This is a genomic window from Micromonospora sp. NPDC005305 (assembly GCF_040607315.1).
Taxonomy (GTDB): domain Bacteria; phylum Actinomycetota; class Actinomycetes; order Mycobacteriales; family Micromonosporaceae; genus Micromonospora.
Map to the genome: position 1 here is coordinate 1 of NZ_JBEXGL010000034.1, position 15,231 is coordinate 15,231.

At 73.0% G+C, this 15,231-nt stretch carries 15 protein-coding genes and 1 riboswitch; of the genes, 8 read left to right on the forward strand and 7 right to left on the reverse strand.

The genetic code is table 11. The features are described from left to right. Positions 1-91: 91 nt before the first annotated feature. Positions 92-1,528 carry a glycine hydroxymethyltransferase gene (locus tag ABZS80_RS31300; protein ID WP_355061535.1) on the reverse strand — a complete coding sequence of 479 codons (1,437 nt, stop codon included), beginning with the start codon at positions 1,526-1,528 and terminating at the stop codon, positions 92-94. 18 nt (positions 1,529-1,546) lie between these two features. Beyond that, a riboswitch (ZMP/ZTP riboswitch) is annotated at positions 1,547-1,636 on the reverse strand. A 135-nt stretch (positions 1,637-1,771) separates the two neighbouring features. Between ABZS80_RS31300 and ABZS80_RS31305 the strand changes: the two genes are divergently transcribed. Beyond that, positions 1,772-2,575, forward strand: a complete 804-nt coding sequence (locus ABZS80_RS31305) for an SDR family NAD(P)-dependent oxidoreductase (protein WP_355061537.1) — start codon at positions 1,772-1,774, stop codon at positions 2,573-2,575. Between the two features lie 57 nt (positions 2,576-2,632). Here ABZS80_RS31305 and ABZS80_RS31310 read toward each other — a convergent pair whose 3' ends face one another. From ABZS80_RS31310 to ABZS80_RS31325, 4 genes are all read right to left on the reverse strand, one after another. Further along, positions 2,633-3,133: a hemerythrin domain-containing protein gene (locus ABZS80_RS31310; RefSeq protein WP_355061538.1), complete on the reverse strand. Its 501-nt coding sequence runs from the start codon at positions 3,131-3,133 to the stop codon at positions 2,633-2,635. A 110-nt stretch (positions 3,134-3,243) separates the two neighbouring features. Continuing rightward, positions 3,244-4,728, reverse strand: a complete 1,485-nt coding sequence (locus tag ABZS80_RS31315; RefSeq protein ID WP_355061540.1) for a S8 family serine peptidase — start codon at positions 4,726-4,728, stop codon at positions 3,244-3,246. 148 nt (positions 4,729-4,876) lie between these two features. Next, positions 4,877-5,740 (reverse strand): NAD(P)H-hydrate dehydratase, encoded by an 864-nt coding sequence (locus tag ABZS80_RS31320; RefSeq protein WP_355061542.1) that lies wholly within the window; start codon positions 5,738-5,740, stop codon positions 4,877-4,879. Beyond that, on the reverse strand, positions 5,724-6,455 hold the full coding sequence (locus ABZS80_RS31325) for a histidine phosphatase family protein (protein ID WP_355061544.1): 732 nt from the start codon (positions 6,453-6,455) through the stop codon (positions 5,724-5,726). Before ABZS80_RS31325 ends, ABZS80_RS31320 begins: the two co-directional genes overlap by 17 nt. Positions 6,456-6,618: 163 nt before the next feature. Between ABZS80_RS31325 and ABZS80_RS31330 the strand changes: the two genes are divergently transcribed. The 3 genes from ABZS80_RS31330 (at position 6,619) to ABZS80_RS31340 (ending at position 8,331) form a co-directional block, all read left to right on the forward strand. Beyond that, on the forward strand, positions 6,619-6,834 hold the full coding sequence (locus ABZS80_RS31330) for a hypothetical protein (RefSeq protein ID WP_355061546.1): 216 nt from the start codon (positions 6,619-6,621) through the stop codon (positions 6,832-6,834). A gap of 148 nt (positions 6,835-6,982) precedes the next feature. Next, positions 6,983-7,312 carry a hypothetical protein gene (locus tag ABZS80_RS31335; RefSeq protein WP_151464761.1) on the forward strand — a complete coding sequence of 110 codons (330 nt, stop codon included), beginning with the start codon at positions 6,983-6,985 and terminating at the stop codon, positions 7,310-7,312. A gap of 44 nt (positions 7,313-7,356) precedes the next feature. Then, positions 7,357-8,331: a DNA primase small subunit domain-containing protein gene (locus tag ABZS80_RS31340; protein WP_151464760.1), complete on the forward strand. Its 975-nt coding sequence runs from the start codon at positions 7,357-7,359 to the stop codon at positions 8,329-8,331. Between the two features lie 4 nt (positions 8,332-8,335). Here ABZS80_RS31340 and ABZS80_RS31345 read toward each other — a convergent pair whose 3' ends face one another. Next, positions 8,336-8,842 (reverse strand): Lrp/AsnC family transcriptional regulator, encoded by a 507-nt coding sequence (locus ABZS80_RS31345; RefSeq protein ID WP_151464759.1) that lies wholly within the window; start codon positions 8,840-8,842, stop codon positions 8,336-8,338. 72 nt (positions 8,843-8,914) lie between these two features. Here ABZS80_RS31345 and pdhA point away from each other — a divergent pair, with 72 nt between their 5' ends. From pdhA to ABZS80_RS31365, 4 genes are all read left to right on the forward strand, one after another. Beyond that, complete coding sequence (pdhA, locus tag ABZS80_RS31350) at positions 8,915-10,120, forward strand: pyruvate dehydrogenase (acetyl-transferring) E1 component subunit alpha (protein WP_355061618.1); 1,206 nt, start codon at positions 8,915-8,917, stop codon at positions 10,118-10,120. Next, complete coding sequence (locus ABZS80_RS31355) at positions 10,120-11,124, forward strand: alpha-ketoacid dehydrogenase subunit beta (RefSeq protein WP_355061549.1); 1,005 nt, start codon at positions 10,120-10,122, stop codon at positions 11,122-11,124. Before pdhA ends, ABZS80_RS31355 begins: the two co-directional genes overlap by 1 nt. A 53-nt stretch (positions 11,125-11,177) precedes the next feature. After that, complete coding sequence (locus ABZS80_RS31360) at positions 11,178-12,539, forward strand: dihydrolipoamide acetyltransferase family protein (protein ID WP_355061620.1); 1,362 nt, start codon at positions 11,178-11,180, stop codon at positions 12,537-12,539. A gap of 237 nt (positions 12,540-12,776) precedes the next feature. Further along, the gene (locus ABZS80_RS31365; RefSeq protein WP_355061551.1) at positions 12,777-14,054 is read left to right on the forward strand and encodes an Ig-like domain-containing protein; all 1,278 of its coding nucleotides are present in this window, start codon (positions 12,777-12,779) and stop codon (positions 14,052-14,054) included. A gap of 60 nt (positions 14,055-14,114) precedes the next feature. Here the strand turns inward: ABZS80_RS31365 and ABZS80_RS31370 are convergent, their stop codons facing one another. Next, positions 14,115-15,134 carry an SMP-30/gluconolactonase/LRE family protein gene (locus tag ABZS80_RS31370; protein WP_355061553.1) on the reverse strand — a complete coding sequence of 340 codons (1,020 nt, stop codon included), beginning with the start codon at positions 15,132-15,134 and terminating at the stop codon, positions 14,115-14,117. Positions 15,135-15,231 lie beyond the last annotated feature (97 nt).

The following is a 15,231-nucleotide window of genomic DNA, read 5'->3' on the forward strand; positions in this document are numbered from 1 at the left end:
CAAAGGCACAAGGCCAGTCAGACGAAGGGTCACGCCTACCGCTGCCAGCTATCAGCTCATCACTGCTGAACCGACCCCACCAGCCTCACAGTCAGCCGAGGTCGACGGCCGGGTAGAGCGGGAAGCCACTCAGCAGGTCGCTGGCCTGCTTGCTCACCGTTTCGGCCAGGGCCGGGTCGAGGACGTACTTGGCCTTGGACGGGGTGCCGTCGGCGTTGGCGCCCGGCGTGGTCTGGCCGAGCACGGTGTGGATCAGCTCGGCCGTGGTGTCCATCTCGGTGGCGCCGAGGCCGCGGGTGGTCAGCGCCGGGGTGCCGATCCGGATGCCGGAGGTGTACCAGGCGCCGTTGGGGTCCTGCGGGACGGCGTTGCGGTTGGTCACGATGCCGGAGTCGAGCAGGGCCTGCTCGGCCTGCCGGCCGGTGAGGCCGTAGCCGGAGACGTCGATGAGCACCAGGTGGTTGTCGGTGCCGCCGGTGACCAGCTTCGCGCCCCGCCGCAGCAGCCCGTCGGCGAGCGCCTGGGCGTTGTCGACGATGCGCTGGGCGTAGCCGGCGAAGTCGGGGCGGCGGGCCTCGGCCAGGGCGACGGCCTTGGCGGCCATCACGTGGGGGAGCGGGCCGCCGAGCACCATGGGGCAGCCGCGGTCGACCTGGTCGGCCAGTTCCGGGCCGCAGAGCACCATGCCGCCGCGCGGGCCGCGCAGCGACTTGTGGGTGGTGGTGGTGACGATGTGCGCGTGCGGCACCGGGTCGAAGTCGCCGGTGAAGACCTTGCCGGCGACCAGCCCGGCGAAGTGCGCCATGTCGACCATGAAGGTGGCGCCGACCGAGTCGGCGATCTCCCGCATGATCCGGAAGTTGACCTTCCGGGGGTACGCCGAGTAGCCGGCGACCAGGATCAGCGGCTTGAACTCGCGGGCCGCCTCGGCGACCTTGTCGTAGTCGATCAGCCCGGTGGCCGGGTCGGTGCCGTAGCTGCGCTGGTCGAACATCTTGCCGGAGATGTTCGGCCGGAAGCCGTGGGTGAGGTGGCCGCCGGCGTCCAGCGACATGCCGAGCATCCGCTGGTTGCCCAGCTCGCGGCGCAGCGCGAACCAGTCCGCCTCGGTGAGCTCGTTGACCTGGCGCACCTGGGCCTTCTTGAGCGCCGGGGACTCGACCCGGTCGGCCAGGATCGCCCAGAACGCGACCAGGTTGGCGTCGATGCCGGAGTGCGGCTGCACGTACGCGTGGGCCGCGCCGAACAGCTCCTTGGCGTGTTCCGCGGCGAGCGCCTCGACGGTGTCGACGTTCTGGCAGCCGGCGTAGAAGCGGCGGCCGATGGTGCCCTCCGCGTACTTGTCGCTGAACCAGTTGCCCATGGCCAGCAGGGTGGCCGGGGAGGCGTAGTTCTCGCTGGCGATGAGCTTGAGCGACTCGCGCTGGTCGGCGAGTTCGGCCCCGATGGCGTCCGCCACCCGCGGCTCGACGGCGCGGATCACCTCCAGCGCGCTGCGGAAGGCGGTGGATTCGGCGTTCAGCGACATGCGACCTCCTGGTGACGTGCGGAAGGCCCAGGCGCTCGGCGTGCGTCCTCATGACGGGACCGCTTCCCGATGGTTCTCCATCCTCACGCGCCAGTCACGGCCCGCGCCGATCCTACCGGGTGCGCCGGAGCCGGGCGGGCGCACCTCCGCCGGGTGCGGCCGGGTTGGGCGGCCCGGGGCTGGGCAAACCCCGGGGGGAGGGGCGGGGCCGCGCGGCCCGCGTCCGGGGAGGGAGACCGGAGGATGAGCACACCGACCAGCGGCGGTCCGCTCGCCGTGGTGACGGGCGCGTCCAGCGGCATCGGGTACGAGTTGGCCGCCCAGTTCACCGAGCACGGGTACGACGTGGTGGTGGCCGCCGAGGACCCGGGGATCGCGACGGCGGCGCGGAACCTGCAGCGCGACAGCGGCCCGCAGGCGTACCCCGTGCGGGTGGACCTGGCCACGCCCGACGGGGTGGAGCAGCTGGCGCGGGCCGTGACGGACCTGGGCCGTCCGGTGGACGCCCTGGCGCTGAACGCCGGCCGCGGCGGGCGGGACCTTCGTGGGCGGCACCGACCTGAGCGACGAGCTGAACATCGTCGACCTGAACGTGCGGTCGACCGTGCACCTGGCCAAGCGGCTGCTGCCGGCCATGGTCGAGCGCGGCCAGGGGCGGGTGCTGTTCACCTCGTCGATCGCCGCGACCATGCCGGGGGCGTTCCAGCGGTCTACAACGCCTCGAAGTCGTTCGTGCAGTCGTTCGCCGAGGCGCTGCGCAACGAGTTGAAGGACAGCGGCGTCACGGTCACCTCGCTGATGCCCGGCCCGACCGACACCGGGTTCTTCGCGCGGGCCGACATGGAGGACACCCGGGTGGGCCAGGGGAAGAAGGACGACCCGCGCGCGGTGGCCGAGGACGCCTTCGAGGCCCTCATGAAGGGGGAGCACAAGGTGTCCGCCGGCTCGCTGCTCAACAAGGTGCAGACCGCGGCCGGCAAGATCGTCCCGGACCGGTTAAAGGCGGAGCAGCACCGGAAGATGGCCGAGCCCGGCTCCGGCAGCTGACCCGCACGACGAACGGCGGGACCCGGCCGGGGCCGGGTCCCGCCGACACGTGGTGCGTCAGGCGACGACGGCGTCCAGCGACTTCTTCAGCGCCTTCGGGGCGGTCGGGGTCTTCGGCGCCTTCGGGCGCAGGTCGATCATGCGCTGGCCGATCTCCTGGAGCTGGTTACGGCCGAGCGCCTCGCGGACCTTGGGGAACCACTCCTGTTCCTCCTCCTCGACGTGGTGCAGCACGTTCTCGATCAGCACCGTCGTCTTGGCGTTGTAGCGCTCGTCGTCGGCGTCCATCGTGAACAGCTCGAAGCAGAGCACGTCGGCCACGTGGTGCTCCTCGTACGACTCGAGGATGTCGTCCTCGACGTCCGGCACGAGCTTGCGGACCTCCGGGTACATCACCTCGTTCTCGAGGTAGGTGTGCACCGTCAGTGCCTCGAGGATCTGCGTCACCAGCTTCTTCCGCTGCGCCGCCGGACCCTCTTCGGCGTCCTGGAAGGCCTTGAACAGGCGGCGCATCTCCTTGTGGTCCTCCTTGAGCAGGACGATGGCATCGGTGGACACCGGTTACCTCCTAGAGTCGGCTGATGTCGCCCCGGTACCCCCGTCCCGACCAGGACAAACGGACGGGGCCCGGCGACACGTCGCCGGGCCCCACCACGCTGGTGCTACCGCTACTTGACCACGTTGTACGCGTCGACCATGCCGGCGCCGTAGAACGAGTTGCGCTCCCCGCCGGAGCAGGTCGCGTCGTAGGCGTGCGGGCCGCTCGGGTGCAGCGGCACAAGGTTGTAGACGCCCTCCGGGCAGGACTGCGCGACCGACGTGCGCTCCAGGAACGACGCCAGCTGGCCCGGGGTCATCCCGGGGTGCGCCGACAACGCCAGCGCCGCGACGCCGGTGGCGTGCGGGCCGGACATCGAGGTGCCCTGCTTGTACCCCCAGCCGTTGGTCCGGGTGGCGGTGTTGAAGGTCGTCGACAGGATCTGGTCTGCGGTGGTCGAGCTGGCGCCCTGCGTGCGGACCCACCTGTCGCCACCCGGCGCTGTCACGTCCACCACGCCCTGGCCGTACGAGGAGTAGTAGCTCTTCGCGCCGGTCGGACCGACCGCCGAGACGGTCACCACGCCCGGCGCCTCGGCCGGCAGGTCGAGGCAGGCGTTGGTGAGGTTCTCACGGTTCTCCGGCGTCCCGTTGTTCGGGCTGCCGGTGTCCGTGATCTTGTGCGCCAGGTCGTAGTTGGAGTTGCCCGCGGACGCCACGTTGAGCACGCCCTTGGACTGCGAGTAGCGGATCGCCCGCTGCACGGCCTGCCACACCGGACGCTGGCGGGCGTCGTTGCGGCAGTTCAGCTCCCACGGGTCGATGTAGTAGCTGTTGTTGGTGACCTGCATGCCGTGGTCGGCGGCCCACATGAACCCGCAGACCGCGGCCTCCGGGAAGATGTAGCCGCCGTCGTTGACCACCTTGACGGCGGCGACCTTGACGCCCGGAGCGATGCCGGTCACGCCGACGCCGTTGACGGCGGCGGCGATGGTGCCGGCCACGTGGGTGCCGTGGTCGCTGGTGGTCGGGTTCCACGCCGCCTCGGTGGTGTTGGTGACACCGCCGATGCAGGACGTGCTCTTGTCCTTGGCGATCTGGGTCGCCAGGTCCGGGTGGGTGCTGGAGATGCCGCTGTCCAGCACGCCGACGACGACGTTCGGGCTGCCGTTGTTCACCGCGTGCGCCTGCGGCACGTGGATCATGTCCATGTCCCACTGCTGGCCGTAGAGCGGTTCCTTGGTCGGGTCGCCGGTGGCGGCGGCGACGTCGGCCGCGGAGACCTCCACGGTCTCGCCCTCGTCGAGGGCGGTGCCCAGGCCGGCGGTGGACGCGACCGACTCGACGCCCGCCCCCGCCACCTGGGTGGCGAAGTCCGGGTTGGTCGAGCGGGCGACGAGCACGCCGATCCGGTCGTAGGAGGCCACGACGGTGCCCTTGGCGGCCGCCACGCGGGCGGCGGCCTTGCTGGTGTTGGCGCCCTGCGGGGCGAGGACCAGATAGGAGGTGTCCGGTCCGGCGGCCGCCGCCGGTGCGAGCCCGCCGGTGAGGGCGAGGCCGACGCCGAGCGTCGTGGCGGACGCGGCGGCCAGTGTCTTGCGACGGAGGTTCTTCACACAGACTCCCAGGGGGCCGATCCCGGCCGGATCCCACTCCCTGGAGGGAAGCGGGCCGGCGGAAGACGGGCAGGCTGCCCGCCTTCGAGGGTTCAGCGACGGGAGCCGGTGTGGTGTTACACACACCTGAACCGTCGGACAACACCCGTCAGACGGTGGCCACCGTGTAGGGGATCTCGTCGAGCAGTTCGCGGGCCAGGAAGCCGATCCGCCCGTAGCGGGGGACCAGGCGTTGCCCGCTGACCGCGTGGGCGAACGCGGCCCAGCAGGCGGCCTGGGCCGGCTCGGCGCCCCGCGAGAGCAGCCCCGCGAGCAGCCCGGCCCGGACGTCGCCGCTCCCCGAGGTGCCCAGGCCGGCGTCGCCGCTCTCCTCGCGCCAGGCCCGCCCGTCGGGAGTGGCGATGTGGCCGTAGAGGGAGACCACCGCGTCGTACCGGCGGGCCAGGTGCACGGCCTCGGCGTCCAGGTCGTCGCCGGGTTTCCGGTCGAGCAGGTGCCGGGCCTCGGTGAGGTTGGGCGTGAGCACCACCTTGCGGCCCGAGCCGACCAGCAGGTCCGGCTCGTGGCTGAGCGCGCCGAGGGCGTACGCGTCGAGCACCAGCGCGGTCTCCGGGCCGGCCGCGTCCAGGATCACGTGCAGCAGCGCCCGGGTGGCGTCGATGTCCTTGAGGCCGGGGCCGACCGCCACCACGTCCGCCTCGGCGATCAGGCCGTCGAGCAGCTCGCCGGGGTCGCCCCGGACGGCACCGTCGGCGGTCTCCGGCAGGCCGACCACCAGCGCCTCGGGCACCTGGATGCTGAGCGCGGCGGCGGTGGACTCGGCGGCGGCCAGTTGCAGCACGCCGGCCCCGGCGCGCAACGCGGCCACCCCGGCGAGCAGCACCGCGCCGGGGGTGAACCGGGACCCGCCGACCACCAGCACGGTGCCCCGGGCCTCCTTGCCGCCGGTCGGCACCGGGAGCGCCCAGTCCCGCAGCAGCGCGGGGGTGATGACCTCAGACCGGCTCGGCATGGACCTCGTCCTCCCTGGTCGAACGCGCCCCCTGCCGGTGCAGGTGGGTGACGTCGTTGAACACGTCCGGCGTCAGCCGGCCGGTGGCGTCGGCCGACCAGCCGGTGACGGAGCAGTTGGCGATCACGTGCTCCCGGGTCAGCGCCATCAGCTCCGCCTCGGTGAGCCCCTCCACGAGGTACCGCAGCAGGAACACCAGCGCGTCGTGGCCGAACAGCAGCACCCGGCCGCCGGCGTGGTCCCGGCGCAGGTCGCCGAGGAGCGCGCGCAGCCGCAGCGCCACGTCGGTCCAGGACTCCCCGCCGGGCGGGCGGTAGTAGAACTTGCCGAGCCGGTCCCGGCGCGCCGCCTCGTCGGGGTACCGCCGCCGGACGCCCTGGCCGGTCAACCCGTCGAGGATGCCCAGCTCGCGGTCGCGCAACCGTTCGTCGCGGCTCGCCGGCACGCCGGTGCCGGCGAGGGCCAGCTCGGCGGTCCGCACCGCCCGCAGGTACGGCGACACCACCGCCACGTCCGGCCGCCGCGCCTCGGGCAGCCCGGCCAGCCAGCGTCCGGTCGCCCGCGCCTGCTCCTCGCCGGTGGGCGACAGCGGCACGTCCGCGTCCCGGTGGGTCAGCTCGATCAGCTCGGCGCCCGACGCCTCGGCCGCCGTGGCCGCGACGTTCGCCGTGCTCTCGCCGTGCCGGACGATCCAGAGCGCTGCCAGTTCCGCCATGCGGCCTCCGGTACCCGGGGTCTCCCGGGGGTAACCGTGCCGGTCGGTGGCGGCCGGCACACCCGGGGCGTGAACCGCGGCCGGGCGGGTAAGCGCGGTCGGCCCGGAAGCGGGCGAAGCCGACCCAGGGGAGGGTGCCGTGGCGACGATGGTACGAGAGCCGATGAGCCCGGTAAAGGACAAGAACTACGACCTGATCCACACGGTGCAGATGTCACTGCAGCACGTCTGGCAGATGGAGACGTACATCGCCGACGCAGAGGATCGGGGCGACACCGAGCTCGCCACCTGGTTCCGCAAGATCCAGGAGAACAACCGCAAGGTCGCCGACCAGGGCAAGAAGATGCTCGGCGACCGGCTCCACAAGGAGAACGGCTGACCGTACGCGCCGGTGGCCGGGTGGGTGCGCCCGCCCGGCCACGAGCGTGTCCCGGGACCGCAACGCCGCGCGGGCGGCGCGGGGTGGCATCGACCGGGCAGAATGTCGTCCGGCACCGGCGTGGGCCCGGTGGCGGGGAGGCGGACGCGTGGCGACGGTCATCAGGGGTCTGCGGGAGGCGCTGGTGCTCTTCCTGATCGCGGTGGTGACGATCGGGATCGCGGTGGGCATCTGGGTGGGGGTCAGCGGCGGCGACTTCGTCCACCGGCTCGGCGTGGCGTTCATGCTGGTCGGCGCGGTGATCGGGATGACCGGTGACCTGACGCTGAGCCGGATCGGCATGCTGCCGGCCCGGTCCACCTTCGGCCTGGCTCCGGAACGGGAGGACGGCGGCGGGGGCCGGGTGCTCACCGGCGTCGGCATCTTCCTGTTCGTCTCGGTGCCGCTGATCGTCGTCGGGGTCCTGCTGATCACGTGACGACATCCCCGCGCCGCGACCGTCCGCGTCGTACGGTGTGAGGCGTGGCGACCACGGCGGCCGAGGAGATCCGGGTGGGTGAGCGGCTGGTCCGCGTCTCCAGCCCGGACAAGCCCTACTTCCCGGAACGCGGGCTGACCAAGCTGGACGTGGTCCGCTACTTCCTCGCCGTCGGTGACGGCATCCTGCGGGCGCTGCGCGACCGACCGACCATGCTGGAGCGCTGGCCCCGCGGCGTGTTCGAGGGCGCGACGATCGCCACCCGGCAGACCAACAAGGGTGACGCGTTCTACCAGAAGCGGCTGCCGGCCGGCGCGCCCGACTGGGTGCGCACCGCGCACATCACCTTCCCCAGCGGCCGGACGGCCGACGAGGTGGCCCCGAGCGAGCTGGCCGTGGTGATCTGGGCGGTCAACCTGGGCACCCTGCGGTTCCACCCGTGGCCGGTCTCGGCGGGCGACGTGGAGCGCCCCGACCAGCTCCGCATCGACCTGGACCCGATGCCCGGGGTGGACTTCGCCCAGGTCGTGCCGGTCGCCCACGAGGTGCGCGCGTTCCTCGACGAGCTGGGCCTGGTGGGCTACCCGAAGACCACCGGCGGGCGGGGCATCCACGTCTACCTGTCCATCGAGCCGCGGTGGAGCTTCGGCGACTGCCGGCGCGCGGTGCTGGCGCTGGGCCGGGAGATGCAGCGCCGGCTGCCCGATCTCGTCACCACCACCTGGTGGCGGGAGCAGCGGGACCGGCCGGTCTTCGTCGACTACAACCAGATGGCCCGCGACCACACCGTGACCTCGGCGTACTCGATCCGGCCCACCCCGCGGGCGCTGGTCTCGGCGCCACTGTCCTGGGCGGAGCTGGACGACGCCCGGCCGGAGGACTTCGACGTGGTCAGCATGCCGGCCCGGTTCGCCGAGCGGGGTGACCCGCACGCCGGCCTGGACGAGCGCCGGTTCTCGCTGGAGCCGCTGCTGGAGCTGGCCGACCGGGAGGGCCTGGAGGCCCCGCCGGAGCGGTAGGCGCTCACTGCCAGGGGCTCAGCGTCCCGTCGAACTCCTCGAAGACCAGCCAGGTCCGGGTGGACAAGACCCCGGCGATGCTCTGCACCCGGTCCAGCACCACGTCCCGCAGGGTGGCGTTGTCCGGCGCCCGGACGAGGGCCAGCACGTCGTGCTCGCCGCTGAGCAGCGCCGCGTGCTCGATGTAGCGCACCCGGGCCAGCTCGGCGGACACCTCGCGCCAGGTGTTCTGCTCGATGGTCAGCGCGATGTACGCCGAGGTGCCCAGCCCGGCCGGCTCGGGCGCCACCTGGGCCCGGAACCCGGTGACTACCCCGTCCCGCAGCAGCCGCTCCACCCGCGCGTACGCGTTGGTGCGCGAGACGTGCACCCGTTCGGCCAGCGTACGGATGGACAGCCGGGCGTCCTCGGTCAGTTCGCGCAGGATCCGCCGGTCGACCTCGTCGAGTGGCCCGGCCGAACGTCCCGTTCCGCCCGCCGTGCCCGGTGTGGTTCCGGTCTCCTGGCTCATGAGGGTCGCCTTCCGGTGCCATTCGTCCTGCGTTCACGCCGGATGTTGAGTCAATCATCCGACAGCGGAAGCATAGGGCCACCACACGTCCAGGAGGTCCCCGCCGTGACGACCACACCCCAGGCGGTCCGCAGGGCATCCCCGCGCACCCGCCGGCCGGCAACCCCGGCCGCTCCCGACCCCACCGACGGCCTGTTGCCGAAGAGCGAGCCGGTCCGGCTGCTGAACCCGGACGGCACCCCGCTGCCGGCCCGGGACGACTACCCGGAGCCGCCGGTCGAGGCGCTGCGCGAGATGTACCGCCGGATGGTCGTCGGCCGTCGCTTCGACGTGCAGGCCACCGCGCTGACCAAGCAGGGCCGGCTCGCCGTCTACCCGTCCTCGCGCGGCCAGGAGGCCTGCCAGGTCGGCGGGGTGCTGGCGCTGCGCGACACCGACTGGGTCTTCCCGACCTACCGGGAGTCCATGGCGCTGACCGCCCGCGGCATCGACCCGGTCGAGGTGCTCACCCTGCTCCGCGGCGACTGGCACTGCGGGTACGACCCGACCGCCGTGCACACCGCGCCGCAGTGCACCCCGCTCGCCACCCAGTGCGTGCACGCCGCCGGGCTCGCCTACGGCGAGTCCTACCAGGGGCGGGACACCGTGGCGCTGGCCTTCATCGGCGACGGCGCCACCAGCGAGGGCGACTTCCACGAGGGCGTCAACTTCGCCGCCGTGTTCAAGGCCCCGGTCGTGTACTTCGTGCAGAACAACAAGTACGCGATCAGCGTGCCGCTGTCCCGGCAGACCGCCGCGCCGAGCCTGGCCTACAAGGGCGTCGGCTACGGCGTGCCCAGCGAGCAGGTCGACGGCAACGACCCGGTGGCCGTGCTCGCCGTGCTCAACCGGGCCGTCGCGCACGCCCGCGCCGGCAAGGGGCCGTACCTGGTCGAGGCGCACACCTACCGGATGGAGCCGCACACCAACGCCGACGACCAGACCCGCTACCGGGACGCCGAAGAGGTCGAGGCGTGGCGCGACCGGGACCCGATCGCCCGGCTGGAGGCGTACCTGCGGAACCGGGGCGCGCTGGACGACGCCGCGGTCGCCGAGATCGCCGAGGAGGCCGAGGCGTACGCCGCCGCGCTGCGCGACCGGATGAACGCCCAGCCCGAGGTGGACCCGCTCAGCCTCTTCGACCACGTCTACGCGGAGCCGACCCCGCAACTGGTCGAGCAGCGGGACCAGGTCCGTGCCGAGCTGGCCGCCGCCCGCGCCGAGGAGGGGGACGCCTGATGGCCACCATGACCATGGCGAAGGCGCTCAACGCCGCGCTCGCCGATGCGATGCTGGACGACGAGCGGGTGGTCGTCTTCGGCGAGGACGTCGGGCAGCTCGGCGGCGTCTTCCGGATCACCGACGGGCTCCAGGCCCGGTTCGGCGACAAGCGCTGCTTCGACACCCCGCTCGCGGAGGCCGGCATCGTCGGTTTCGCCGTCGGCCTGGCCATGTCCGGGCTGCGCCCGGTGGTCGAGATGCAGTTCGACGCGTTCGCGTACCCGGCGTTCGAGCAGATCGCCTCGCACGTGGCGAAGCTGCGCAACCGCACCCGGGGCGCGCTCAGCGTGCCGATCGTCATCCGGGTGCCCTACGCCGGTGGCATCGGCGGCGTCGAGCACCACTGCGACTCGTCCGAGGCGTACTACGCCCACACCCCGGGCCTGAAGGTGGTCACCCCGGCCACCGTCGAGGACGCGTACTCGCTGCTGCGCGAGGCGATCGACGACCCGGACCCGGTCGTGTTCATGGAGCCTAAGAAGCTCTACTTCTCCAGCGCCGAGGCGGAGCTGCCGGCCCGGACCGCGCCGTTCGGCAAGGCCGTCGTGCGCCGTGCCGGCACCGACGCCACCCTGATCGCGTACGGGCCGGCGGTGCCGGTCGCGCTCGAGGCCGCCGAGGCCGCCCGCGAGGAGGGCTGGGACCTGGAGGTGGTCGACGTGCGGACCATCGTGCCGTTCGACGACGCCACCGTCACCGCCTCGGTGCGGAAGACCGGCCGCTGCGTGGTGATCCAGGAGGCGCAGGGCTTCGCCGGTGTCGGCGCCGAGATCGCCGCCCGGGTGCAGGAGCGCTGCTTCCACGCCCTGCACGCCCCGGTGCTGCGGGTCTCCGGGCTGGACATCCCCTACCCGGCGCCGATGCTGGAGCACACCCACCTGCCGTCGGTGGACCGGGTGCTGGACACCGTGGCCCGGCTCCAGTGGGACGACCAGCCGGACGAGCGGTGGGTGGCGGCATGAGCGAACGCACCGAGCGAAGCGAGGGCCGTGAGGGCATGCCCGGCCAGCGCGGCATGACCACCGCGACCGGAACGCGCGACTTCCTCCTGCCCGACCTGGGCGAGGGGCTGAGCGAGGCGGAGATCGTCGAGTGGCGGGTCGCCGTCGGCGACGTGGTCACCGTGGACCAGACCGTGGTGGAGGTGGAGACCGCCAAGGCCGTGGTCGACGTCCCCTGCCCGTACGCCGGCCGTGTCGTGGCCCTGCACGGCGCGGCGGGTGAGGTCCGCCCGGTGGGCCAGCCGCTCATCACGATCGCCCCGCTCGACGGCGACGGCGGCGACGACCCGCACGCCACCTACCGCGAGGAGGAGCGGGCCGGCTCCGGCAACGTCCTGATCGGGTACGGCACCGGCCACGGCGGCGCGGGCCGGCGGCGGCGACGCCCCCGGCTGGCCCTGGCGCCCGAGCCCGACGTCACGCCGGCGACCGCCCCGGTCACCGGCACCCCCACGGCCGACGGCCCGGACCGCCCGCCGCGCACCGCGCCGCTGGTCATCTCGCCGATCGTCCGGCGGCTGGCCCGGGAGCGCGGCCTCGACCTGGCGGCCCTGCGGGGCACCGGGCCGGGCGGGGTGATCCGCCGCGCCGACGTCGAGGCGGCGTCCACCGCGCCGGCCGCGCCGCTCGCCGCCGTGCCGGACGCCCCGGCCGCGCACGTCGGGCTGGCCCCGGCCGGCGACGGCGACGTGGTCATCCCGCTCACCGGCATCCGCAAGGTCATCGCCGACAAGCTCTCCCGCAGCCGGCGGGAGATCCCCGAGGTGACCATCTGGGTGGACGTGGACGCCACCGGGCTGCTGGCGACCCGGGCCGCGATCAACGCCGCCACCCCGGAGTCGCCGGTCAGCATCCTGGCCCTGCTGGCCCGGATCTGCCTGAGCGGCCTGCGGAAGTATCCGCAGCTCAACGCCCACGTCGACACCGAGGGGCAGCGGATCGTCCAGTCCGCCGGCGTGCACCTGGGCATCGCCGCGCAGACCGACCGGGGCCTCGTCGTCCCGGTCCTGCGCGATGCCCAGCGGCTGACCACCCGGGAGCTGGCCGCCGCCCTCGCCGAGACCACGGCGGCCGCCCGGGCCGGCACCCTGCCCCCGGCGCGGCTGACCGGCGGCACCTTCACGCTGAACAACTACGGGGTGTTCGGCGTGGACGGGTCGACCCCGATCATCAACCACCCCGAGGCGGCGCTGCTCGGCGTCGGCCGGATCGTCGACAAGCCCTGGGTGGTCGACGGGCAGCTGGCCGTGCGCAAGGTGACGCAGCTCAGCCTCACCTTCGACCACCGGGTCTGCGACGGCGGCGTGGCCGGGGGCTTCCTGCGGCACGTGGCGGACTGCGTCGAGCAGCCCGCCCTGCTGGTCGCGAACGTCTGAGTCCCGGCCCCGGTCCCGGCCACCCCGCGGGGCCGGGGCCGAACCGGTCGTTCACGGCACGCCGCGCAACCCGGTCGCCGCCGTGACGTCCCGCCCGTCGACGTCGCCAATTCCCATTTCCGTACGCCGGAGTCGAAAGCGAAGTCAGCCGCCCCGAGCAATTCCGCCGAATATGCCACGCCGTCCCGAGGGCCATACAGAATGTGAGCCAAGGGGAGCGGAAATGGGGTGCGGAATATGGATGTGAGGCGGCGATTCACGCTGTTGGCGGTAACCATCGCAGCCACACCGTTGGTGGTCGGCGGGTGCACCGCCGGCCAGAGGGATGCCGTGAAACACGGCCACGGCAAGGCGGCCGCGGCGCCGTCGGTGACCGTGACCCCGGCGGACCGGACGAAGGGCGTGCCGGTCAGCGCCGAGGTGGGGACCACGGTCAGCGGCGGCAAGGTCACCGCCGTGAAGCTCACCGACGACAAGGGCCGGCCGGTGCCGGCGCAGCCGCGTGAGGACGGGTCGGGCTGGGTGCCGGACAAGCCGTTGGAGAACTCGCGGACGTACACCGCGGAGGTGACCGCGACCGGCGATTCCGGGCGGACCACCACGCAGAAGACGACGTTCACCACGATGGCGAAATCCACCAAACCGGCCGTCACCAGCGAGCTCTATTTCACCGGTAATCAGACGTACGGGACGGCCATGCCGGTGGTGGTCGCATTCGATCCGCCAATTCCGAAAGAGGCCAGAGCGGACGTGCAGCGCCGGTTGTTCGTGAAGACCGACCCGCCGCAGCCCGGCACCTGGTCGTGGGAGTCGGACGGCAAGCAGGTCGAATACCGGGCGCCCGACTTCTGGAAGTCCGGCACGAAGATCAGTGTGCGGAGCGCCCTGCAGGGGCTGCCGATCGGCAAGGACGCCATCGGCGACGCCGACCACAGCGCGACCGCCAAGGTCGGGCGGCAGGTCTCACTCGAGATCGACAACGCCACGAAGCAGATGTCCGTCTACCAGGACGGCAAGCTGCTCCGCAAGGTGCCGGTGAGCCTCGGCAAGTCGAGCACGCCCACCTCCAGCGGCAAGATGGTGATCATGGAGAAGTTCGACCGCACCACCTTCGACACCCGCGGTTCGGCCGATCCGTACGTGGTCGACGTGGACGACGCCCAGCGGCTCACCTGGGGTGGCGAGTTCATCCACTCCGCCCCGTGGTCGGAGGGGGAGCAGGGCTTCAACAACACCTCACACGGCTGCACCAACGTCTCCGCCACCGCCGCGGACTGGCTGATGGGCATCACGCAGGTCGGCGACCTGGTGACCGTCAAGGGCACCGAGGTGAAGCTGGATCAGGGCAACGGCTTCACGGCCTGGAACGTGGGCTGGGACGAGTTCGTCAAGGGCAGCGCGCTGCCCGTACCGGCGGGGTTGAAGCCCACCCACAGCGCCACGCCGCATCCGGGCGCGGTGGCCGGCGGGTCGTCGCCCGCCCCCGCCCCGTCCAAGAGCAACAGCGGCGGCTGACCACCGGGGAGGAACGGCACAGGGCCGGCCCGTAGACACTGCGGGCCGGTCCCGCGCCGGTCAGTCCAGGTCCACCCGGGCCACGCCCGTCGCGGTCAGGCTGCCCAGCCAGAGGCGCCGCCCGTGCTGCCGCACGCCGGTGACCATCGGGTACGCCCCACTCGGGCCGTGCAGCGTGCGCAGCACGCGCCCGGCCCCGTCCACCAGCGCGACCAGCGCGTAGCGGCGGGGCTGCGGCTGCACCGCCCCGGGGAGCAGGGCGACGAGCTGGCGCACCCGGGGATGTGGCAGCAGCTTCTCCATGATCGGCAGTCGGGGGCTGGGCAGCGCGATCCAGTAGGTCCCGTCGCCGACGGCCGAGACGTTGTCCGGGTAGGCCGGCAGGTCGGCCAGCACGGTGGCCCGGCCGTCGGGCAGGTCCACCCGGAGCAGCCGGTGGGTGGCCGTCTCGACCAGCATCAGCGCGGACTCGTCCGGGGTGAGCGCCACCCCGTTGGGGAAGTAGAGGCCGCCCGCCACCACCTCGGTGCGCCCGGTCCGCCGGTCGTAGGCCAGCACCCGGCCGTTGGGCCGGTGCTCCAGGAGGTCCCGCTTCCAGTGTGAGAGCGGGAACCGGTCCGACGAGTCGGTGAAGTAGATCGTGCCGTCCCGGGCCACGGCGGCGTTGTCGGCCAGGTGCACCGGCGGCGCCGTCCCGGTCAGCTCGTGCACCGCGCCGTCGGGCGTGACCCGCAGCAGCCCCCGGTAGGCGTCGCAGACGATGAGCCCGCCGTCGACCGGGTCCAGCTCGATGCCGAGCGGGCGCCCGCCGGTCTCGGCGAGCAGCGTGGGGCGGGTGCCGGCCGGGGCGTCCGCCGGCCACCACCAGAGCCGGCCGTCCTCGTCGCCGCTGACCGCCCGGCCCTCCGGGTCGATCAGCACGTCCTCCGGGCCGTGCGCGCCGTCGGGCAGTGGCAGCAGGTCGGCCCGGTCGAGCCGTACGTCGGCGGGGGCCCACGGCCCGTCCAGCGGCGGTGGCACGGTGGCCGGCTCACGGACCGGCCGGATCAGCAGGGGCACGCGGGGGCGGGGAACGGCCATCCGGCCATTCTTCCCCGCCGATGCCCCGGCCGGGAATCCCCGGCGGCGTGTCTCCGCCGCGGTCGCGGCCCTGCGGGATGACCCCGAGGCCGCTCAG